This is a genomic window from Streptomyces sp. NPDC005803, from assembly GCF_040630435.1.
GTDB lineage: Bacteria > Actinomycetota > Actinomycetes > Streptomycetales > Streptomycetaceae > Streptomyces.
This window is the reverse complement of record NZ_JBEXXO010000017.1, coordinates 163291-181740: the sequence shown is the minus strand read 5'-3', so window position 1 is coordinate 181740 and position 18450 is coordinate 163291. Positions and strand designations below refer to the sequence as shown.

Annotated in this window: 17 protein-coding genes and 1 pseudogene; 6 read left to right on the top strand and 12 right to left on the bottom strand. The window is 70.5% G+C overall.

The window, feature by feature from the left end; all coding sequences use genetic code 11:
* Window positions 1-166 precede the first annotated feature (166 nt).
* Both hpnD and ABZ454_RS24230 read right to left on the bottom strand, forming a co-directional pair.
* Window positions 167-1003 (bottom strand): presqualene diphosphate synthase HpnD, encoded by an 837-nt coding sequence (gene hpnD / locus ABZ454_RS24235; protein ID WP_359540801.1) that lies wholly within the window; start codon window positions 1001-1003, stop codon window positions 167-169.
* A gap of 467 nt (window positions 1004-1470) precedes the next feature.
* Complete coding sequence (locus ABZ454_RS24230) at window positions 1471-2229, bottom strand: enoyl-CoA hydratase/isomerase family protein (RefSeq protein WP_359540800.1); 759 nt, start codon at window positions 2227-2229, stop codon at window positions 1471-1473.
* 327 nt (window positions 2230-2556) lie between these two features.
* Between ABZ454_RS24230 and ABZ454_RS24225 the strand changes: the two genes are divergently transcribed.
* Entirely contained in the window at window positions 2557-4044 is a 1488-nt protein-coding gene (locus ABZ454_RS24225; RefSeq protein WP_359540799.1) for a long-chain fatty acid--CoA ligase, read from the top strand.
* 607 nt (window positions 4045-4651) lie between these two features.
* Here the strand turns inward: ABZ454_RS24225 and ABZ454_RS24220 are convergent.
* The 9 genes from ABZ454_RS24220 to nhaA form a co-directional block, all read right to left on the bottom strand.
* Entirely contained in the window at window positions 4652-5779 is a 1128-nt protein-coding gene (locus ABZ454_RS24220) for a HoxN/HupN/NixA family nickel/cobalt transporter (RefSeq protein WP_359540797.1), read from the bottom strand.
* Window positions 5769-6188 carry a hypothetical protein gene (locus ABZ454_RS24215; protein WP_359540795.1) on the bottom strand — a complete coding sequence of 140 codons (420 nt, stop codon included), beginning with the start codon at window positions 6186-6188 and terminating at the stop codon, window positions 5769-5771. Before ABZ454_RS24215 ends, ABZ454_RS24220 begins: the two co-directional genes overlap by 11 nt.
* 4 nt (window positions 6189-6192) lie before the next feature.
* Window positions 6193-7041, bottom strand: a complete 849-nt coding sequence (locus ABZ454_RS24210; protein ID WP_359540792.1) for an MIP/aquaporin family protein — start codon at window positions 7039-7041, stop codon at window positions 6193-6195.
* A complete protein-coding gene (gene nthA / locus ABZ454_RS24205; protein ID WP_359540790.1) occupies window positions 7038-7715 on the bottom strand; it encodes a nitrile hydratase subunit alpha in 678 nt (225 codons plus the stop codon). The genes ABZ454_RS24210 and nthA overlap by 4 nt, the downstream gene beginning before the upstream one ends.
* Before the next feature lie 3 nt (window positions 7716-7718).
* Window positions 7719-8027 carry an SH3-like domain-containing protein gene (locus tag ABZ454_RS24200; protein WP_359540788.1) on the bottom strand — a complete coding sequence of 103 codons (309 nt, stop codon included), beginning with the start codon at window positions 8025-8027 and terminating at the stop codon, window positions 7719-7721.
* Complete coding sequence (locus ABZ454_RS24195; protein ID WP_359540787.1) at window positions 8024-8359, bottom strand: nitrile hydratase; 336 nt, start codon at window positions 8357-8359, stop codon at window positions 8024-8026. The genes ABZ454_RS24200 and ABZ454_RS24195 overlap by 4 nt, the downstream gene beginning before the upstream one ends.
* A gap of 189 nt (window positions 8360-8548) precedes the next feature.
* Window positions 8549-8671 carry a type B 50S ribosomal protein L36 gene (gene ykgO / locus ABZ454_RS24190; protein WP_359540786.1) on the bottom strand — a complete coding sequence of 41 codons (123 nt, stop codon included), beginning with the start codon at window positions 8669-8671 and terminating at the stop codon, window positions 8549-8551.
* A 60-nt stretch (window positions 8672-8731) separates the two neighbouring features.
* Entirely contained in the window at window positions 8732-8896 is a 165-nt protein-coding gene (gene rpmG / locus ABZ454_RS24185; protein ID WP_359540785.1) for a 50S ribosomal protein L33, read from the bottom strand.
* A gap of 91 nt (window positions 8897-8987) precedes the next feature.
* Window positions 8988-10874 carry a Na+/H+ antiporter NhaA gene (gene nhaA, locus ABZ454_RS24180; RefSeq protein ID WP_359540784.1) on the bottom strand — a complete coding sequence of 629 codons (1887 nt, stop codon included), beginning with the start codon at window positions 10872-10874 and terminating at the stop codon, window positions 8988-8990.
* Between the two features lie 513 nt (window positions 10875-11387).
* Here nhaA and ABZ454_RS24175 point away from each other — a divergent pair.
* The 5 genes from ABZ454_RS24175 to ABZ454_RS24155 all read left to right on the top strand — a co-directional run bounded on the left by ABZ454_RS24175 (window position 11388) and on the right by ABZ454_RS24155 (window position 17908).
* Window positions 11388-12215 carry an enoyl-CoA hydratase/isomerase family protein gene (locus tag ABZ454_RS24175; RefSeq protein WP_359540783.1) on the top strand — a complete coding sequence of 276 codons (828 nt, stop codon included), beginning with the start codon at window positions 11388-11390 and terminating at the stop codon, window positions 12213-12215.
* A 478-nt stretch (window positions 12216-12693) separates the two neighbouring features.
* Window positions 12694-13560: an alpha/beta hydrolase gene (locus tag ABZ454_RS24170; protein ID WP_359540782.1), complete on the top strand. Its 867-nt coding sequence runs from the start codon at window positions 12694-12696 to the stop codon at window positions 13558-13560.
* Window positions 13561-13736: 176 nt separating this feature from the next.
* On the top strand, window positions 13737-15137 hold the full coding sequence (lpdA, locus tag ABZ454_RS24165; protein WP_359540780.1) for a dihydrolipoyl dehydrogenase: 1401 nt from the start codon (window positions 13737-13739) through the stop codon (window positions 15135-15137).
* Between the two features lie 505 nt (window positions 15138-15642).
* Complete coding sequence (locus ABZ454_RS24160; protein WP_359540778.1) at window positions 15643-16362, top strand: hypothetical protein; 720 nt, start codon at window positions 15643-15645, stop codon at window positions 16360-16362.
* A 118-nt stretch (window positions 16363-16480) separates the two neighbouring features.
* Complete coding sequence (locus ABZ454_RS24155) at window positions 16481-17908, top strand: FAD-binding monooxygenase (RefSeq protein ID WP_359540776.1); 1428 nt, start codon at window positions 16481-16483, stop codon at window positions 17906-17908.
* A 19-nt stretch (window positions 17909-17927) separates the two neighbouring features.
* Here ABZ454_RS24155 and ABZ454_RS24150 read toward each other — a convergent pair.
* A pseudogene (locus tag ABZ454_RS24150) lies at window positions 17928-18402 on the bottom strand (helix-turn-helix domain-containing protein); the annotation flags it as partial.
* Window positions 18403-18450 lie beyond the last annotated feature (48 nt).

Sequence of the window (18450 nt, the reverse complement as noted above, 5' to 3'; positions counted from 1 at the left end):
TGGGGAACTGGCTCACACCGCACGTCCGGTGCGGTTCCGGGTAGCGCTGCGGGCCGGAGGGCCTTCGGGCGGTCGCCTTGTCGTCCGCGCGCCCGGTCGGCCGCGGTACGTCCTCCGTGGAGAACCAAGCCGCACGGGGCCGCGGCGCCACAGAAGCCGGACGTTCTCAGTGCACGCGTCCCAGCAGGGCCGCGAGGGCCACGCGCGTCTTCTCTCCGGCGGTGAGGGAGACCCGCCGGGCCATCACCGCGGCGGGCTCGTCCTCGATGCGGTCGAGCAACTGACGGTAGATGCCCGCCATCGCGCCCACGGACGCCCGGCTGCGCCGGTCGAGCAGCGGCAGCAGACGCAAGCCGTCCTCGAACAGCGCCCGGGCCCTGCTCGCCTCGAACCTGACGAGACCGTCGAAGTCGGCCTCGTCAGGTATCCGGCCCGCGACGAACCACGCCTCGTCGCAGCCGAAGCGCTCCATGTCCTCGGCGGGAAGATAGCGCCGGCCCATGGCGGCGTCCTCACGGACGTCCCGGAGGATGTTCGTGACTTGGAGCGCCAGCCCCAGGGAGTCCGCGTACGCCCGGCCTCGTTCGAGGTCCGTGCAACCGAAGACCCCGAGCGACAGCCGGCCGATGGAACCCGCCACGCGTCGGCAGTAGACCAGCAGGTCGTCGAAGGTCTTGTACTCCGTCTGCTCAACGTCCATCGTGACGCCCGCGATCAGTTCGTGGAATGCCTCCAGCGGGATCGGGAAGCGCTGTGCCGCGTCCGCGAGGGCGATACGTATCGGGTCCGCTCCGTCGTCGGCATCCGCCCGGCCCGCCGTCAGCCCGTCCACGGCCGCGCTGACGCGCGCGAGCGACTCCGCCTTGCGGACCGGGTCCAGGTCACCGTCGCCTATGTCGTCCACCCGACGTGCCAACGCGTAGATCGCGTACATGGCCCGCCGCTCCGCGTCCGGCAGCAGCCGGACGCCGTAGCTGAAGTTCTTCGCCTCCGTACGCGTCACTTCCTCACAATGGCGGTATGCCGCACGTACATCGCTCGGGCTGGCAGGGAGGCGGTCACCGATTGCGGCCACACTGATCAACTCTTCTGCTGGAAGAAAGGGGTTGAGCGCGCGCACACCGCCGGAGCGGCCGGACGCGCCACGTCAGGCTAGGACACCGCGCGGGGCTCCCCGGCCGCCGAACGACCGGAGGGGAAACATGCCGGCACTTTGGTGTCGTGGACGCGCGGGAGTGAACCCTTTGCAGGTCACGCTCGTGAGCGTCGCGCCACCGTGTGACCGGCGCCGAGCGCAGGACAGCCCTTAAGGGCTGTCCCGTCATCCCTGGCGGGCGCACGACGACAGCTACGGCACCTCGCCGCGTTGTCGGAACGCCCGAATACATCCAGTAAGCGGACGCTCCTCCGCCTTGCGATGCACCGCATCTGACGCCGCGCGCTGATCCACCAGGGATTACGGGACAGCCCTTAGCCGCCGACGGAAGGGCCGGACGGGGCGTCACCCGTCCCGAGCCGGGCGGTGAGCCCGGCGAACAGCCGTCGCTCCGTGGCGACCGCCTCCGGGAACGGCATCCTCGAACCAGCCGCGATCGATTGTTTCGCCGCGTACAGAGCGGGGCCCGCGTGCTTCGCGAAGCCCTCGACCCAGCGCAGTGCCTCCTCCCGGAAGCCGCCGGCCGGCAGCACCGCGTTGACCCAGCCCATGCGGTGCGCCTCCTCGGCCGAGAACACCCTGCCGGTGAGGATCACCTCGGCCGCGCGGCCGGGTCCCACCAGCCGGGGGAGGCGCACGCTGCCTCCGCCTCCGGGAATGAAACCACCGGTGACCTCGGGCTGCTGGAAGCGAGCACGGTCGGAGGCGACGCGGAGGGTGCACGCCAGTGCGATCTCGTTGCCGCCGCCGGAGGCGAGGCCGTCGACCCACGCGACGGTCGGCTGGGGGATCCCCTCCAACAGGCTCAGCGCTCGGGTCCAGGACCCCAGCTCCTCCTTGCTCGCCCTGCCGTCGCCGGCGCGGGCCAGGTCGGTCAACTCCGCGTGGTTGATGAACATGTCGTCCAGCCCTCCGGCCAGCACGACGACTCTCACCTGCTCGGTCCGGAGCGCGAGGTCCTCCAGCAAGTCCCCGAGAGCGATCATGGAACGGAAATCGATCAGGCTCTCCGGAGTCCGGGTGAACGTCAGGACGGCGACGGCGCCGATACGTTCGACGGCCCATGCGGTCATCGTGTGTTCTCCATTGCTTTCAGGCCCTTCGAGGGCAGTTCCAGGTGCTCGGCGGATCATGCTCACCCGCACACGCCACACCGTGCATCAGTCATCTGACCCACTTCCGCGGCCCTGCCGCATCTCCGGATTCGGCGCACCCCTGCCCGGGGCGGATCATGCCCCCGGCCGCAGGCTGTTATGTTGCAGCGAACACACACATGCCGGCCGGCGGCCTCTGCCCCGCCGAGGTATCTCGTCGCACCGTCCGTGAGGCACACCTGTGCAGGCGGGACACGTGTCCGCGCCGGGTGCCGGGCCGTTGCCGGCCGTCCAGCAGGAGGACACATGCCCAACATCGCGGAGAACTTGGCGACGACGGCGCGGCGGTTGCCCGAGCACCCCGCCCTGCGGTTCGGGGACGTCGTGACGACGTACGCGGAACTGGACGCGACCGTCTCCCGCGTCGCGGAGATGCTCCGGGCGGACGGGCTGGCTCCCGGCGACCGAGTGGCTCTCATGCTGCCGAACGTCCCGGCGTTCGTCGCCCTCTACTACGGCGTACTGCGCGCCGGCGGAGTCGTCGTCCCGATGAACCCGCTGCTGAAGGAACAGGAGATCAGGCACTGCCTGGCTGACTCGGGCGCCGTGCGCCTGTTCGCGTACGACGACGTGGCGGACGTCGCTGCGGCGGGCGCCGCAGCGACCGGCACCCCCGTCACCGCCGTCGGCACCACAGCGACGGTGGTCGACGGCCGGACGCCGACGGCGGACCCCCTTCCCCGAGACGACGGCGACCTCGCCGCCCTCCTCTACACCTCCGGCACGACCGGCGCGCCGAAGGGCGCGGCGCTGACCCACGGAAATCTCGGCGGCAACGCCCGGATTCTGGCCGAGCACGTCGTCGACGTCACCACCGAGGACGTGATGCTGGCCTGTCTGCCGCTGTTCCACGCCTTCGGCCAGACAGGCAGCATGAACGCGTCCGTCCGCCGGGGCGCCTGCCTGGTGCTCGTGCCCCGTTTCGACCCGGCCGCGGTGCTGACCATGTTCGCCGAGCTGGGCGCCACCATCTTCATCGCGGTGCCCACCATGTACAACGCGCTGTTGCACCACCCCCCGGTCACCGGCGGTCCCGAGGCGGCCGGGCTGAGGGTGTGCGTCTCAGGCGGAGCCCCCCTGCCGACGGAAGTCCTGTACGCCTTCGAGGAGCGCTTCGGCTGTCCGGTGGCGGAGGGCTACGGCCTGTCCGAAACATCACCGGTGACGTGCTTCAACCACCTGGACCGGCCCCGTAAGGCAGGGTCGATCGGCACGCCGATCCGAGGGGTCGAGGTGCGGCTGGTGGACCAGGCGGGCCACGACGTGCCGCACGGCGACGTCGGAGAGATCGCCATCCGCGGCGACAACGTGATGACCGGCTACTGGAACCGGCCCGAGGAAACGGCCGAGGCGATCCCGGACGGCTGGTTCCGCAGTGGAGACCTGGCCAGGCAGGACGACGACGGTTACTACTTCATCGTCGACCGCAAGAAGGACATGATCATCCGGGGCGGTTACAACGTCTACCCGCGGGAGATCGAGGAGGTGCTGTACGAGCACCCGGACGTCCTGGAGGCCGCTGTGGTCGGAGTACCGCACGAGCACCTCGGCGAGGAGGTCACGGGGGTGGTCGTCCTCACCGCGGACGGCCGCGCCACGGAGGACGACCTGCGCTCCTTCGTCAAGGACAGGGTGGCCCCGTACAAGTACCCACGGAGGATCTGGATCGCCGACTCCCTGCCCAAGGGGTCCACCGGGAAAATCCTCAAGCGTGAGATACGACTGCCGCGTTGACCCCGGGGCGGCCGATTGGCCCGGGCCGCTGGTGCACTCTGCGGACATGACGGAACCGGGCCGTTCCCCACCGGCGGCGACGTCCGGCGGTGAAACGGCCCGGTCCTCCTGTGCCTGCCGGAAGTGCAAAGGGGAATTCCCGGGACCCGTGGCGCAGGTCCCGGGAATCCCTGCCCGCGCCCCGCCGCCTCCCCACGGGGAGGGGAGGACGAAAGAGCGCGGTGCGAGGGCCGGCCCACATCCGGGTAACGTCGGCCGGCCACTGCGCCGTCCGGACACAGGCGAGCATCGCCCGTGCCGGACCGGCCTGATGAGCGTGGCAGTGGCCGGCAGGAGCCGCCAAGGCGGAGGCACGTGATGTGCCCTCCCACACATGTCGCATGACCTGAAAGGCACTTCGACACCGGGCTTTCGAACCGTGCGCCGCGCCACCTCGTCCGCGCGCCCGCGAAGCCTGCATCAGGGTGCGGTGGTCCCGCGCATGCCCACAGTCGCGGCCTCGACGTCCGGGCTCTCCGGTACGGCAGCCTCCGCGTGTGACGAGCGCCCCTGTTCCGGCTCGTCGTCGTGGCGGCGGTGTGACCGGCAGGCTCCTGTCCGGCCGGCGTCAGACCTCCGGTTCGGCGGACGGGGCGGCCGACCGCACCATGACGGCGGCGGGGACACGGCCGGGGGCTCCGGGGCGCCCGGGCGGATGGCCGACGGCCTTCCAGTAGAGGAAGGAAAGGATCCAGGCCGTGAGGAAGAGACCGCCGATCAGGTAGCCGGCGGCGTTGAGGTCGATGCCGGCCAGCCAGGGCAGGGCCCGGTCGACCGCGGGCATCCGGTCGCTCAGCAGCGTCACCAGGTTCACCGCCCCGACCACCAGTGCCGCCGCCGCTGACAGGCCGGTGGTGGTGAGGTTGTAGTGGATGCGCCGCAGGGGATGGACGAAGGCCCACCGGTAGGCGGCGGACATGAAGGCCCCGTCGAGGGTGTCGAAGAGGCTCATGCCGCAGGTGAAGAGAAGGGGCAGGAGCATCAGCGCGTACCACGGAGCGCCGGAGGTGGCACCGGCGGCTGACAGGATCAGCAGAGACACCTCGGTCGCCGTGTCGAAGCCCAGACCGAAGAGCAGGCCCAGGGGAAACATGTGCCACGGGCGCGTCGTCGACGAGGTGAGACGGCGCAGGAGGCGTGAGAACAACCCCCGCCCGTCCAGGACCTGGTGCAACCGCTCCTCGTCGTAGTCCCCGCGGCGCGCGGACCGGTACACGCCGGCGATGCGGCGCAGCGCCACCAGGTTGAGGATGCCCACCAGGCACAGGAACACCCCGGAGACGGACGTGCCGAGCACCGACAGTAGCCGGTGGACGGTGGAGGAGTCGTCGGTGAGCCTGGTCGCCAGGCGGGCCCCCACGGCGGTCAGCAGGCTGAGCACGACGACGACGGACGAGTGCCCGAGGGCGAACCAGAAACCCAGATTGGCCGAGGGCCTCTGCTCGGCCAGGAACCGCCGTGTGGTGGTGTCGATGGCGGCGATGTGGTCGGCGTCGAAGGCATGCCGGACGCCGAGCACATAGGCCGTGACGCCGAGACCCGTACCGAAGACCTGGGTGCCCACCGAGAAACGGTGCGCGGACACCACGAAGGCCAGCACGGCGAAGGCGCCGACGGTGGTGACCACGATGCCGGACACCAGTGCGACCGTGCTCCGGTGCTCCTTGAGGAATCCGCTCACCGATTCAGCGGGCATCGCGACCCCCCGGTCGTACCAGCACCGAGTAGGAGACGCCCAGGCGGTCGGCTCGGAACCCCAGCGCCCGCACGGTGTCCAGCAGAGCGCCGGCCATGATGTCCTCGACCTGGGTGATGCGAGGGTCCAGCGGGGCGTACGCCGCCTCGTGCGGGGCCCAGCTGACGAGGAGTGATCCGGCGCCGTAGTACTGCGGACAGGACCGGATCTCCACTCCGCCGAACAGCATGTCGCTCTGTACGCCGAAGCCCGCGCGCAGCAGGGCATGGACCAGATCCGGCGCGAGCTCGGACTCGGCCAGGCCCAGCGCGGTCACGAGGGTCCGGGCCCGCCGGACCAGCGCTTTGCCGGCCGGGTCCGGGCCGGGGACGAGGGAGGACGCTGGAGTTTGAGGGGCAGTCTGGAGCATGGGATCACCGGGGGGAGGAGAAGGTGTGGTGCCGCGGTCGCGGCCTGGAGTGGCGGTAGCGGTGGAGGTCGCGCTCGCAGCACACCTTGGCGGTCCAGGCCTTGCTGCCGGGCCTGAAGAGGGCCAGCGCCGACGCGGCCACCAGGGCTCCGCCGAGGGGCGCCAGCATGTAGGGCCAGAAGAGGTGGTAATCACCCGAGACGATGTGCGGGCCGAAGTTGCGGCCCGGATTGAAGCTGGCACCGGTCCGCGATCCGGTCGAGGCGATCAGCAGAGCGACTGTGGCGCCGGTGACCCATGGCGTGGACCGCGGCCGGGGCCGGGACGTCATGGCTGCCAGCACACACAGCAGGACGGCGGTGCTCACCGCCTCGCCGAGCGAGACGACTGCCGCGCCGTTCCAGCCGGGACCGGGCTGGATGAGGCCGTCGTGGACGTCGGTGACCCGCTCGCCCCATATGCCCCGGGCGACGAGCACGCCGATGACCGACCCGCCCAGCTGGCAGACGCTGTAGGCGAGCAGGTCCCCGACGCCCAGCACACCCCGGAGGGCCATGAACAGGCTGACCGCGGGGTTGAGGTGGGCGCCGGACTCCTTGCCCGGCGGCGTGAGGGAGAACACCGCGAGGCTGCCGCCGACCGAGACGCCCACGACTGCCAGGCGCACGGTCAGCGGCCAGGAGGACGGGAGTCCGCCGTCGGCCCGCATCGTGAAGGAGACCGCGGTGAGTGCGGCCAGGACGAGCCAAGCCGTTCCCAGCGCCTCCGCGAGGTAGGAGGACACCGGCCGGCCGCGTACCACCCATCGCGGCCCGTCGGCGGGCGTGTCCGGCCGGCGGCGGATCCCGGTCACGGCAGCTTGGGTGTGGTGACGCCGATCATGGTGTCCCGGGTGACGAGGGCGGCGAGCTCCTCTTCGCTCATGTCCTCGGTGCCGGCGGGGCGCATCGGCAGCACCAGGTACCGCATGTTCGCGTTGCTGTCGTGGACGCGAATGGTCACGTCCTCGGGCACCTCGGTGCCGAACTCCTTCAGCAGGGCCCGCGGTTCCCGCACCGCGCGGGCGCGGTAGGGGCGGCTCTTGTACCAGTCCGGCGGCAGCCCCAGGACCGGACGCGGGTAGCACGAGCAGAGCGTGCACACGACGAGGTTGTGCACCTCGGGCGTCTGCTCCAGCACGATCAGCCTGGTGCCGTCGTAGTTGTCGATTCCGAACTCAACGATGGCTGCCGTGCCGTCGGCGAGCAGGCGCTCCTTGAAGGCCGGGTCGGTCCAGGCCCGGGCGACCAGCGCCGAACCGAGTGCGGGGCGGTGGGCGTCGAGGGTCTCCACCATGGCGCGGACCTCGTCGGCCGAGATCAGGCCCTTGTCCACCAGCAGTTCGCGGATTGCCTGCTGCAGGACGTCGAAGTAGTCCGGTTCCCCGGCGGAGTTCTCGATGGGGGCGTGCGGGTCGGCCGCGCCGCCGCCGTGCGTGTGATCGCCGTGGTCGACGATGGCTTCCGTGTGATCGCGCGTGGTCGGCACAGTTCAGCGTCCTTCCGTGGGGGAGTGGTCGACCGGCTCCAGCCAGTGCTCGTAGATCTCGAGTTCGAGGACGTCGTCCGCCGGGCCGTCGTAGTCCGGCCACAGGGCCGACTGCTCGACGCGCACCCGGTACAGGCGCACGTCGGTGCCCTCGTTGACGCCGTACGCTTCCCGTTCGGGATTCAGGAAGCGGGGCAGGACGCGCTCGATCCGGCCCTCCTTGCCGCGTACGTAGACCGGGGTCCGGACATGGCCGGGGGCGTCACGGTCGGCTATGCGGACCCTCTGGTCCTTGACGAAGCGGGCGCTCATGAGCTGGTCTCCGCCATCCGGGCACGGATCGCGTCCATCGTGGCGCCCAGTTCCTGAGTGGTGATGACGCCCTTCTCGATCAGCACCTTGGACGCCGAGACGGCCCACCGCTCGTAGTAGGTGAGTTCGCCGATGATCTGCCCGCCCAGGTCCTCCACCCCGCGGCGCTTCTCCTCTGTGTTGACGAGTTTGTGCGCGGCGAGCACGTTCAGCAGCGCGTGGCAGTTCTTCTCGAACGGGGTCATCTCGTGATCCGTCCGGACCACCGGTCCGGCCGGCAGTCCGCCGAGGTCGTGTGCCGGGCGCACGACCATGTCGCTCTTCGTGGTCACTGCTCTCCTTGTATGCGTGGACCGCGAGGGAACTCGGCAGGAGATCCCGTTCACGGTTGCGTGACAACGCTCAGGAGTGATCGTGCGGTTTCGCCGGATTCGCGGCATCAGTCAATCGACTGTCGGTTTCTCACCGGGCATGACAGCGGCCCGGCACCGCGGGTGCGGTACCGGGCCGGGTGGAGTCGTTCAGCCCTGGCGGGCCTTGGAGCGTGGCTCCTTCTTGTTGATCACGAAGGTCACTCCCCGTCGGCGCACCACCTGGGCGCCGGGCCTGGCCTTCAGGGAACGCAATGACGCGCGCACCTTCATCGTGTTGTCCTTCCGTGGCGCTGTTCGAAGCTGGATCTCACCGGATGGCCGCTCGTGGCGTCAGCGTTCCTCGCGGAACAGCTCGTGCCCTCCCGCCCTCCGGTCGTACGTGCGCAGGACGAGCCGCTCGGGATCGTTCAGACGGTTCTCGCGGCTCACATGGGTGACGCCGGTGCCGGCCGTCGACCGCAGGGTGCCGAGGGGCCGCGTGGTGCCGCGTGCCATGAGGTGCTCCTTCCGTCCGACATCCGAGCGATTGACCCGCCCATGTCAGACGCATGCTGTAACACCACCACCCGGCATCGCATTCCCGGGGTCACCGTCCCGGCCGGCCGTCGGCCACCGCCCGCTCCCGGGCCGCGCGCACGGCTGCCGAAAGGCCGTCGATGTCGTACGCGCCCTGATGCCTGAGCCCGTTCACGAAGAACGTGGGCGTGCCGGCCACGCCGCTCAGGTCCGCCGACTCGACGTCCTCGGCGATCCGCGCCGTACCCCGGTGCGTCCGCAGCTCGCGGTCGAAACGCTCGGTGTCCAGCCCCAGGAGCGCGGCGTACCGGCGCAAGTGGTTCAGACGCAGTTCCCCCTGATGACGGAAGAGCAGATCGTGCATGTCCCAGTAGCGGCCCTGCGCGGCGGCCGCCTCGGCGGCCTCGGCCGCGAGCTGGGCGTGCCCGTGGACGTCCGTGAGCGGCAGGTGCCGCCACACGTACCGGACGTCGCCCCAGTCGCCGAGAAGCTCCCGGACGACTCCCTCCGCCTGCCCGCAGTGCGGACACTCGTAGTCGCCGTACTCCACGACGGTGACCGTCGCGTCCCGGGGTCCCCGGACATGGTCCCGGTCGTGGTCGACCGGGACCGCCAGGTCGGTGATCGCCTCCGCGTCGCCCAGCAGCGCTCGTCGCCTCGACCCGTCCGGCATGGCCGCGATGACCGCTGTGACCAGCCGACTGGTCAGGAAGGAACCGGCCAACGCGCTCAGGATCCCGATCTTCGCGTCCTGCAGCTGTGTCCCCTCGAAGGCGAGGGCCGCGATGAGCAGGGAGACGGTGAATCCTGTCCCGGCCAGGGTGCCGCCCGCGGTGACGGCACCCCAGCCCACCGGCGGCCTCAACCGCCCGCGGCTGAGCCGGTACGTGAGCAGGGACGCCCCGATGATGCCCACGGGTTTGCCGAGGACGAGCGCCAGCAGGATGCCGAGCGTGACGGGCGAGGTGAACGCCCGCCCCAGCCCCTCGGCGTCCAGAGGGATACCCGTGTTGGCCAGCGCGAAGAGCGGGACGATCAGATAGCTCGTCCAGGGGTGGAACAAGCCCTGGAGACGGTCGTTCGGCGAAAGGGCGGAGGCGAGCCCGGCCCGCACGGAGCGCTCCAGCTCGGGCGTCGGCTGCTCCCGGAACATCCGGAACAGACCGGTAGCGTGTTCGAGGTCCTCGCGTGCCGCCGGGTAGGCGTAGGTCAGCAGCCCCATGGCGAGGCCGATGACCACGGGGTCGACACCCGACTTCAGCAGCGCCCCCCACGCCACCACCGCCAGGAGCGCGTAGACCAGGCCGTGCCGCACCTTGAGCGCGCGGGCCAGGACCACCACGCCGAAGACGCCGATCGCGACACACAGGGCCGGGACGTCCACCTGCTCGCTGTAGGCGACGGCGATGACGCCCAGGGAGAGGAAGTCGTCGACCACCGTGATGGTCAGGAGGAACACCCGCAACCCGCTCGGCAGCCCGCGTCCCACGACAGCGAGCATGCCCAGGGCGAACGCGGTGTCGGTGGACATCGCCGCCCCCCAGCCGTGCGTGGACGGGTGCCCCGCGTTGACCGCGAGGAAGAGCGCGACCGGCACCGCCATGCCGCCGACGCAGGCGACCAGGGGCAGCACCAGCCGGCGCCGCTCGCGCAACTCGCCCACGTCGAACTCGCGGCGCGCTTCCAGCCCGACGACGAAGAAGAACAGCGCCATCAGCCCGCTGTTGATCCACTCCCGCAGCGGAAGCGACGGACCGTGGGCGCCGAAGGCGACGGTGAGACGCGTCTCCCAGAACGACGTGTAGGACCCGGGAGCCGCGTTCGCCCAGAGCAGCGCGACGGCCGCGGCCGCGAGGAGAACAGCGGCACCGCCGGTCTCGGTGCGCAGGAATGCGCGCAGCGGCGAGCGCGAGCCGCCGGCACTCTGGCCCGTGTAGTCATCGGCCGGGAAGGTCACCGGTACTTCTCCTCCGCTCGGTGCACATGTCTCGTCTTCCCCGCGTCCCGGCCTCGGCCGCCGCCGCTCGCCCCGTAATAGATCTTCCGCAGAGCGACCGTCCTGACAGCCGCCCCACGGCGGCGCGGATCCACTGAGGGTGAGGCGGCCCGAGCCCGGCGAGGGAGGCCGGCCCGAGTGTCGCGGGCAGGCGGAGCACGGCAGGACGGCTCACCCTACAGCGGCCGCGCCGAGCCCGGACCGGCAGCGGCCCCACGGTGTGCGACACGTGTGCGGGTCGAGGAGCGCCGGAACGGCGTCACGTGTCATAACACATTGACTCCGGTGGCACAGCGATCCCTGGCCGGGACACGGTGAAGTGTTGTCCGCATGTGCCTTTTCGGGCATGGCTGCGCCTGGTACGCGGCACGGCATGTCAACGGCTCGTAATGTGTGATTCAAGGCGACCGGTGTACCGCAACGGTCCGGTGCGCCTCCGCCTCCCTTGTGCCCTCACGAAGCAGGAACCACTCCATGTCGAACAGCACGATGACGGGCGCGCACCCTCCTGTGCGCGCCGAACAGCGCAGCCCCGGCTACTGGCGAGTCACCTTCGACAGCCCGCCGCTCAACCTCTACGACCCCGAGCTGGAGACCGCCCTCGCGGAGGTCGTCGACCAGCTCGAGAAGAACCCGGAGATCAAGGTCGTCGTCTTCGACAGCGCCCTGCCGGAGTTCTTCATGGCGCATCTGAACCTGGGCAGAGCCGCCGAGTTCGGGGAGGGCATGCCGACATGGTTCGACATCGTCAGCCGCCTCGAGAACGCCCCGTTCATCACCGTGGGTTCCCTCCGGGGCCGGGCCCGCGGCATCGGCAACGAGTTCCTGCTCGCCCTGGACGTGCGCTTCGCGAGCCGGGAGAAGGCCGTGCTGAGCCAGCTGGAGATCGGCACCGGCATCATCCCCGGCTGCGGCGGCATCGAGCGCCTGCTGCGGCTCACCGGACGGTCCCGGGCGTTGGAGATCATCACCTCCGCCGAGGACTACGACGCGGACACGGCGGAGCTGTACGGCTGGGTCAACCGCGCCGTCCCCGACGCTGAGCTGGACGCCGTCGTCGACCGCTTCGCCCGGCGCGTCGCCTCCTTCGACGCCGAGGCCCTCCGGGCGGTCAAGGAGATCGTCAACCAGGAGGCCCCCCTGCACAGCCCCGCCGAGCTGGCGGCCACCCACGAGCGGTTCGCCGGCCTGCTGGCCAGGGAGTCCGTGCAGGAGCGCCTGGGGCAGTCGGCCAAGGCGAGCCCGGAGGTCATCTACGACCTGGAGCTGAACATGGGCGAGCGCCTCGGCGCCCGCAGCTAGTGCCGCGGCAGCCGAGGTTCGCCCCGTCGCGACGCCGTGCACGCACTCTCGCCGCACCGGCCGAAAGTCCAAGTACGTCCCGTACGAGGACTTCCGGCCGGCACGCCGAGAGCACGCACCTGACGCCGCTCCTGCCGGGCAAACCTTGACTGACGCGGCACTAGTGCCCTTCCCGGGGCGAGCTCTGCCCCGGGGCCGACGCCCGGTACGCACTCCCCCCGCCTCGGCCGAATGCCGTGGGACCTCCACTACGGGGGCTTCCAGCCGACGTGCGCGCGCACGCGCCGGCGACGCTGCCCACGGGGCGGACATCGCCGGTCACGTCCCGGCCCGGACCTCGCGCTCCTGTCGATCCCGCCCGAAGGACGGACATCGGCAGGAGCGTGAGGACGGCCGACAGGATCCAGCCCCGCTTCCTTCGCCCCCGGAGCCGCGCACCGGCGCGGCTCCGCCGCTTTCCGACCAAGAGGTGCCTGCCGTGAGTTCCGACTCCACCCACAGCCAGATAACGACGCCCAACCTCCACGTGGAGGCAGCGGACGGAGTGACGTATCGCTACCGCCGCTTCGGCCGGCCCCATGCGAGCGACCTGCCCCTGGTCTGCCTGGTCCACTTCCGCGCCAATCTCGACAACTGGGACCCCGAGTTCGTCGACTCCCTCGCCGCCGAGCGGGAGGTCGTGCTGGTGGACCTCGCCGGCGTCGGCGGCTCCACCGGCGCCACCCCCAACACCGTCGAGGAGATGGCGTACAACGCGATCGCCTTCCTCGACGCCGTCCGGCTGACCCGGTACGACCTGCTCGGTTTCTCCCTCGGCGGCTTCATCGCCCAGGAGATCGCCCTCTTCCGCCCGTGGCAGGTGCGCCGCCTGGTCCTGGCCGGTACCGCCCCCCGGGGCGGCCGGGACATCCACCTCTACACCGCCGGCGCCATTCGCGACACCGCCTTCGGCGACGCCCCCCAAGCGACCGACCTGCTCACGCTCTTCTTCGAGAAGAGCAGCTCCAGCCAGGCCAAGGGCGTGGCGTTCCTCAAGCGCCTCGCCCTGCGCACCGCGGAGCGGGACTCCGCAACCGACCTGGCCGTCCGGGACGCGCAGCTGACGGCGATCTCGGCATGGGGGGTGCGTGACGACTCCCGGCTGCAGCGCCTGGACTCCATCCGGCAGCCCGTCCTGGTCGCCAACGGCGACAACGACGAGATGGTCCCCACCCCGAACACGTACCTGCTGGCCGAACACCTGCCCAACGCCAGGCTCAGCATCTACCCGGACGCCGGACACGGCTTCCTCTTCCAGTACCCGGTGGAGTTCAGCGCCGAGGTCAACGCCTTCCTCGGCAGCTGACGGTCATCTCAGCGGGCGGCCCCGGCCCCGGCAGGGGACCGGCGGGCCGACGCGCGACCCACCCCTACCCACGTATCGACCCCCAGGGAACTCCCATGCACAGTCAGCCCCCCGGCCGTCCCGGCGCCGTCCCGACCACACCCTCCGCGGGCACGACCCGGAAGGACGGCTGACACATGGACGCACACTACGACGTCGTCGTCCTGGGGGCCGGCCCCGGTGGATACACGGCCGCCGTCCGAGCGAGCCAGCTGGGGCTGCGCACCGCAGTGGTCGAGGAGCGCTACTGGGGTGGTGTCTGCCTCAACGTGGGCTGCATCCCGGCCAAGGCGCTGCTCCGCAACGCCGAACTGGCGCACACCTTCACCCACGAGGCCAAGACGTTCGGCATCGAGGTCGACGGCGAGGTGCGCTTCGACTACGGCCAAGCCTTCCGGCGCAGCCGCAGGGTCGCCGACGGCCGCGCCAAGGGCGTCAACTTCCTGATGCGGAAGAACGAGATCACGCAGTACGACGGACGGGGCCACTTCACCGACGACCACACCCTGACGGTGAGGGGCACCGACGGTGCCACGCAGACGGTGACCTGCGACCACTGCGTCATCGCCACCGGCGCCACCGCCAGACTCCTGCCCGGCACCCGGCTGAGCGAGCGGGTGGTGACCTTCGAGGAGCACATCCTCGCCGACGAGCTGCCCGGCAGCGTCGTCATCGCGGGCGCCGGCGCGATCGGTGTCGAGTTCGCCTACATCATGCACACCTACGGTGTCCAGGTCACCATCGTCGAATTCGCCGACCGCCCGATGCCCCTGGAGGACGAGGACGTCTCCGCCGAACTCGCCCGGCGCTACAGGCGCCTCGGCATCGAGGTGCTCACCTCCACCCGGGTGGAGTCGGTCGCGGAGGAGGGTGACAAGGTCCTTGTGACCGTCACCCGGGACGGCCGGCGGCAGGTCCTGGAGGCGGACAAGATACTGCAGGCCCTCGGCTTCCAGCCGAACGTGACCGGCTACGGCCTGGAGAACACGGGGGTCCGGCTCACCGAGCGGGGCGCCGTAGCCGTCGACGGCCGGCTCCGGACGAGCGTCCCCCACATCTTCGCCATCGGCGATGTCACCGCCGAGCTGATGCTGGCCCACGCCGCCGAGTCGATGGGCATCGTGGCGGCAGAGACCATCGCCGGGGCGGAGACCATGGAACTCGACTACGTCATGATCCCGCGTGTCACCTTCTGCAAGCCCCAGATCGCAAGCTTCGGATGGACGGAGAAACAGGCGCGGGAACGCGGCTTCGACGTCCGGGTGGCCACGTTCCCCTTCACCGCGAACGGTAAGGCGCAAGGTCTCGGCGACCCCACCGGCTTCGTGAAGATCATCAGTGATGGCAACCACGGTGAGCTGCTGGGCGCGCATCTCATCGGCGCCGAGGTGGCGGAGCTGCTGCCGGAGCTGACACTCGCCCAACAGTGGGACCTGACGGTCCACGAGGTGGCCCGCAACGTGCATGCGCACCCGACGCTCGGCGAGTCCGTCAAGGAAGCCATCCACGGCCTCGCCGGTCACATGATCAACATGTGACGGCCGGCGGCCCGAGCACCTCGCCTTCCAGGCGCGCTTGCGCGACAGCGCGACCAGGCCCGGACGCGTCTGAGGCGTGAGCGGCCGGCACGCCCACCCGGCCCGTCCGACTGCCCCTTCACCGCCGACAGCCCACCGAGGCCGGCGGTGAAGGGGCGGTCGCCGTTCTGCCTGCCGGGGCCTCGGAGCTCGCCGTGGAGACCGGGCAGCAGCCTCTCTGTCCGTCCCCCCTGTCCGGGACATCCCTCAGGCGTCGTCATCGGCCGGGCCCGGGCGTAGGTGCCGGGCGGCTGTTCCGATGTGCCCGGCGCCCGACGCTGCCGGGAGACATACGCACACATTGCTAAGTCGGATGGCTGATGGCCGACTGCGCCGGCGCTTGCACACTGGAGTGCATGACCGGGCCGCGGCAGCCGGAGCACATCGCTCCGGCGTCACACATCGCGCGACGCCGGACCGCCGCCCCGGTCTCGAGAACTACTGCTAGGAACAGAGGAGTACGACCATGAGCGATCTCGTCGAGCTGGCGCTGGAGGCGCACGGCGGGCTGGAGCGGTTCAACCGCTTCTCCACCCTGACCGCCACGCTCCACCAAGGCGGTGTCCTGTGGGGCCTCAAGGGCAAGCCCACGGTCCTGGAGGACTGTGAGGTCCGCGTCGACCTCAAGCGCGAGCGCGTCTCCCACGGGCCGTTCGCACCGACCACCCACCACTCCGTCTTCACCCCGGACCGGGTCACGATCGAAACGCCCGAGGGTGAGGTCGTCGAGGAACTCGACGATCCCCGGCCTTCGTTCGAGGGCTACGAGATGGAAACGCCCTGGAGCGACACACAGGTCGCCTACTTCAGCGGCTACACGATGTGGACCTACCTCACATCGCCGTTCATCCTCAAGCAGCCTGGAGTGACGGCCGAGGAGATCGAGCCCTGGCAGGAGAACGGTGAGGAGTGGCGACGGCTGCGGGTCGAGTTCCCCGACACCATCGCCACGCACAGCAAGGTGCAGACCTACTACTTCAACGCGAGCGGACTCCTGGTCAGGCACGACTACGAGGTAGACATCCAGGGCAGCAACCCCGCGGCCCGCTACCTCATCGACCCGGTCACGGTCCAGGGCATCACGTTGCCGTCCAAGCTGCGCATCTACCCGCGTCAGCCCGACAACACACCGGCAGCCGAGCCGCTGATCGTCTCCGTCGACCTGTCGGGCTACCGCTTCGAGTGAGCAGCGCCTACCCACACCGCTGACAGGCCGGTCGGGCACTCTGTGATACACGTGTGACTGCAGCAGACGTCTTCCGTCAAACGTGTCTTTGCGAGACCCCACCGATCTGGAGAAGCGTGTGTCCTCTTCACCGACCGCCGTGTTCAAGCGCCTCAGCATCGCGGAGGCGCCCCGTGAAACCCCGGTCCTCTTCGGCACCGTTCACGTACTGGGAGCCGGGATCGGCGGGCTGTTCGCCGCGCGGGTCCTCTCGGACCACGCCGAGCGTGTCGTCGTCGTCGATCCCGACGCCGCGGAAGCGGAGATCAGCGGTGCGGCACGCCCCGGTGTGCCGCAGGGGACACAGGTGCACACGCTGACGCCGGGCGGCCTCCGGCAGCTGGAACGCTGGTTCCCGGGGGCCGTGCGGCAGGTTCAGGCCCGCGGAGCGGTGCTGCCGGGCCCGGACCGCAGCGCGTCGTACGTGGACGGAGTGCAGCAGGTCGGGACGCCCAACGTGAATCCCCTCAGCTGCACGCGCCCCCTGCTCGAAGGGCTGATACGGGAGCGGACCCTGCGGCTGCCGAACGTGGAGATGGTCGCAGGGCGCGTCACGGGCCTCGTGTACGACCGTCGACGCGTCGAAGCGGTCAGGTATGTGAGCGCCGACGGCGAGACCGTACAGGCCACCGACTTCGTGGTGGACGCCAGCGGGCGGAGCAGCCGGATCGCCGACTGGCTCGAGGAGGGGGAGTGGTCCCGGCCACGAGTGGAGCGGCTCCGTGTCGACGTCCGCTACGTGACGGCCCATTTCGAGCGTTCATCCGACTGGGACGGTCCGCTCAGCGGCATCACGCGCTTCAGCCCAGGGTCCGGCTCCGCACAGTTCGCCGGGGCCGCGGTGAACGCCGTCGAAGGTGGACGGTGGGCCGTCATGCTGGCCTCGTACGGCGACGACCCGCAGGTGCTGGACACGGGCGGCTTCCGGGAGCGGTGCGGGGAATTGCAGCCCGTCTACCGGGAAGCCGTGAGGGGCCGGATGACCGGGCCCCTCGTACCGTTCCGGCACCCCGACAGCCGCTGGCGCCACTTCGAGGAGACGGACCGTCTCCCGGCCCGCCTGGCGGTGACCGCGGAGGCTGTGGCGTCGTTCAACCCCGTCTACGGCCAGGGCATGAGTTCCGCGATGCTGCACGCCTCGTGCCTGTCGGAGTATCTGCGCCACGACGCCGACCTCGACGCCCCCGCCCGGCACTTCTTCGACCTCCAGCAGGTGGTCACCGCCGCCGCGTGGCAGACCTCGTCCACCGCGGACGCCGGCCGGCTGGGATTGGCCGTGCCTCCGTCCACGGCGGCACAGCGTCGCACGGCCTGGGCCATGCGCAACGTCATGGCCGCGGCGGTGCACGACCCCGAGGTGGCCACGGCCTTCAGGGACGTCAGCTTCATGCTGGCGCACCCGGCCACCCTCCTCGAACCTGCCCTGGTGCGGCGCGCCGCCCTGGCCAACGGAGTCGGGGACGAGGAGGCAGCCCGTGCGTACGGACCGGTGAGTGAGACCGTCTGACGCCGGCCCGCCCTTCGCGTCAGACTGTGACCGCCGGCGCCTCGGCCCTTCCGGTCCCGCCGGACGACTCCGTAGCCTCCGAAGCGCGGAAGGTCCGGCGGTACACGCTGGGGAGACGCCCAACTCGGCGCTCATGAGCTGACGCAGGGAAGCGGCCGTGGCGAACCCCATTTCGGCCGCGATCTGATCGACGGTCATCTCGGTGGACTCCAGCAGGTGCAGGGCACGGTCGAGGCGTCGTCTGATCAGCCACTGATGCGGCGTCACACCGGTCTCGTCCCGGAACCGGCGGCTGTAGGTACGCAGGCTCAGGTAGGCGTGCCGGGCCGGCTGCGGCAGTGCCAACGGCTCATTGAGGTGCTGCAGCGCCCATCGGCGGGTGGCGGAGGTGGAGGAGGCATCGTCCTCGGACACCGGCCGTTGGACGTACCGGGCCTGGCCGCCTGGGACCCGTGGTCGGTGCGGATCAGATGCAGGCAGAGGTCGATGCCGGCGGGGCGGGACTCCGGACCGGCCAAGGGGCGCTCGGCGCAGACCTGTCT